At 43.0% G+C, this 3,039-nt stretch carries 2 protein-coding genes; both read left to right on the top strand.

Going from position 1 to position 3,039, the window contains the following annotated elements:
* Positions 1 to 224: 224 nt before the first annotated feature.
* Entirely contained in the window at positions 225 to 2,525 is a 2,301-nt protein-coding gene (locus MUP17_05230; GenBank protein MCJ7458375.1) for a S8 family serine peptidase, read from the top strand.
* Between the two features lie 199 nt (positions 2,526 to 2,724).
* Positions 2,725 to 3,039: hypothetical protein (locus MUP17_05225; protein MCJ7458374.1), on the top strand; the 315-nt coding region annotated here is incomplete at its 3' end.

The raw sequence follows: 3,039 nt of genomic DNA, 5'->3' as shown, positions 1-3,039 counted from the left end.
TCATGTATTATGCTAATGCTAACGGTGATAACAAGATAACAGTTGCGGATGTAGTATATCTGGTCAATTACCTGTTTAAGGGCGGAGCCAAGCCTGTTTGCAATTACCCGATTGCTCTTCCGTAATCTATCCATCTGGATAGGTTGATGATTTAAAGTTATGGGATTTCGTTCAAAACGGAATCCCATAACTTTTGAAAAAAAATTGAACATAGGAGTGATGAGATGAAAAGAAGAGCCACTTGCTTAATGGCAGGAGTAGCGTTGTCATTGGTTTTCTTATATTTAAACAGCTGGGGAGGCTCTTCTTGTAAGGATGCCCCCGGCCTGCTTTTGGTTAAGTTTAAACCAGGAGTCTTGGTCGATTATGGTCTAAAGAAGGCTGGGACAGCCTTAACTGGAATAGTCTCTGTTGACCAGCTTAATCAAAAGTATAATGCAAAAGGTTTAAGGAAAGTCTTTCCAGAGGAGACCTCGCCTTCAGCTCCCGGCTCAAATCTTTTAGATCTTTCCGGGTTTTATGAGATAGAATTTCCAGAGGAGTCTAATCTGAGCGAGTTGACCTCTGCCTATAGCCAGGATCCTAACCTGGAGAGCGTGGAAACTGTGGCAATCTGCCCGGTGGATGTGGTAAACAATGACCCGGATAATCAATACCATTTGTACAATGTTAGGGCTTATGGAGCCTGGGACAACGAGACTGGAGATACCTCCATAAACTTAGGTATTCTTGATACCGGTGTGCTCTGGTCTCATCCTGACCTCTCCTTGAATATCTGGACTAACAAGGGAGAGATAGCAGGTAATGGGATAGATGATGATACGAATGGGTATGTAGATGATGTCCGGGGATGGGATTTTGTAAATGGCGGGTATCTGTGTAACTCTGCCGGGGGTGAAGATTGTTCAACCCCGGATAATGACCCAAAAGATTTTCATGGACATGGAACCCATGTAGCAGGAATTTCTGCGGCAGTTACCAATAATAGCACAGGCGGGGCTGGTTTAGCTGGTGGCTGGTTTCCAGCTAAAAAAGGTTGTAAGATAATGGCTTTGAGAATTGGATGGGATGCTACTGATGGCAATGGTTATGTAAGTATGGACAATGCTGCCAGCGCCATAAATTATGCCAGACGCAAAGGGGTTGTAGCAATTAATTGTAGCTGGGGTTCCTCCAGTAATTCTGCTTTGCAGGCCGCAGTGACCAATGCCTTAGCACAGGGGATTGCCTTCTGCAAGGCGTATGGAAATGATAACCTGGAAAATCCGTATGACTATCTTGTCAATACTTTCCCTCAGGTTATCGCTATTGCCGCCACGAACAAGTGGGACCAGAAAGCCGGGTTTTCAAATTATGGAGCTTACGTGGATATATCCGCGCCAGGAGACCAAATTCGCAGTACCTATGCGGTAAATTATGCCCCTACTTATGCCACCATGGGCGGGACCTCAATGTCTGCTCCGATGGTTACCGGGATGGTGGGAATACTCAGGTCGAAAGTCCCTGCTCTCACTTTAACTCAGGTGATCTCTCTTATAAAAAATTATGCAGACAATATTGATACCCTTAATCCAGGGTATGAAGGAAAATTGGGAGCAGGGAGAATTAACATCTACAACTCCTTATCCCATCTACCAAATGCCAAGTTTTCAGCAGATCATGTCTTTGGAGAAGCTCCTTTTGCAGTCCAGTTTCTTGATTCTTCATCCGGGGATGGGCTCTACTATTGGAAATGGGATTTTGGGGATGGTGATACTGCAAGCAAATCCACTTCAGGTTTTGACACATCTCATACCTATCTGAACCCTGGTCTTTATACCTGCTCTTATTCTGTTTCCGGAACCTGGGGCACCAATACTGAAGGTGTTTTGATCGGGGTAACTGCAGATACAGCAGGGCCTAACTATTCAAAGGGGATACCTCAACAGACCGGAGTCAAGGTTCCGGTTTACGGGAACAATTCTCTAACCTGCTCCAGGTTAATCATACCTATGCGCTATGGTCATGGGAGTGCTCCTGTAAGATGTGATTCAGTAAATTTCATCGGCAGCAGGGTAGAGAGTTTTCCGATTAAGAATGTTAGCGTAGATAACTATAACCAAACCATCTCTTTGACCTTACAGAATAGCAGTAATCCTCTTCCTGCTGGTAGCGGACTTTTAGCTAATTTGTATTTCTCCATAGATTCTGCAGCAGTGGTTAATGATACCATAGAGTTAGACACTGCAATCATCTGGGGTTCCTATTTAGATTATACTTCAACCATATTCGGGGATTACGTGCCTCATTATAGGACAGGCGGAGTCATTATAGGGACGCCTTTATGGGGAGATGCCAGTGGAGATAATAAAGTTAACGTATCAGACGTGATATTCTTGATCAACTATCTTTTTAAAGGTGGACCACAGTCCAATCCTCCTTACATAGGGGATGCCAATTGCGATCATGCCATTACGGTTGCAGACGTGGTATATCTGGTGAGCTATCTTTTCAAGGGAGGTCCTCCACCTGGTATTGGTTGTTAAAAAAAATTAAAAAAATTAAATTTTTTTGTTGACAAGCTTGGAGGATTTGTTTATATAACAAAAAATGAATATAAGTTAAAGTTACATTCTTATATTTTTAACTTGAGGAGGTGATTTGTTTTATCTCATAGCTAAAGAGGTAGAAAGAAGGAGAGAGGAAAGCACAAACCTTAAAAATTTAACAGGAGAGGGGTGAAATATGAAGAGAAATTCACTAACCTTAATCTTTTTTCTGGTAGTCTTTAGTTTGATAAGCTTTAATTTTGCCTTGGCTCAGGATCCTGGAGTTCCAGACACCTGCATAATTCAACGTATAGAGAAGGTACTGCCTAGTTCTCAGGTAGTTGTGGATGTTTATGTATATAATGATGAGCACGTGGGTTCATTTGTCATTCCTCTGGTTTACCCGGATACAAACAGTACTTTAGATGTCAGGTGCGATTCGATAGTTTTTGCGGGTACAAGAAGTGCCTCCGCCACCCTTGTGAGCGATGCCGCTTCCATAGAGAATTCT

Source organism: Candidatus Zixiibacteriota bacterium, from assembly GCA_022865345.1.
GTDB lineage: Bacteria > Zixibacteria > MSB-5A5 > MSB-5A5 > RBG-16-43-9 > RBG-16-43-9.
This window is presented reverse-complemented; position numbering and strand designations above follow the sequence as displayed.

Excerpts from the sequence above, each read along its gene's own strand:
- MUP17_05230 (MCJ7458375.1), top strand. The coding sequence starts at position 225 with ATGAAAAGAAGAGCCACTTGCTTAATGGCAGGAGTAGCGTTGTCATTG.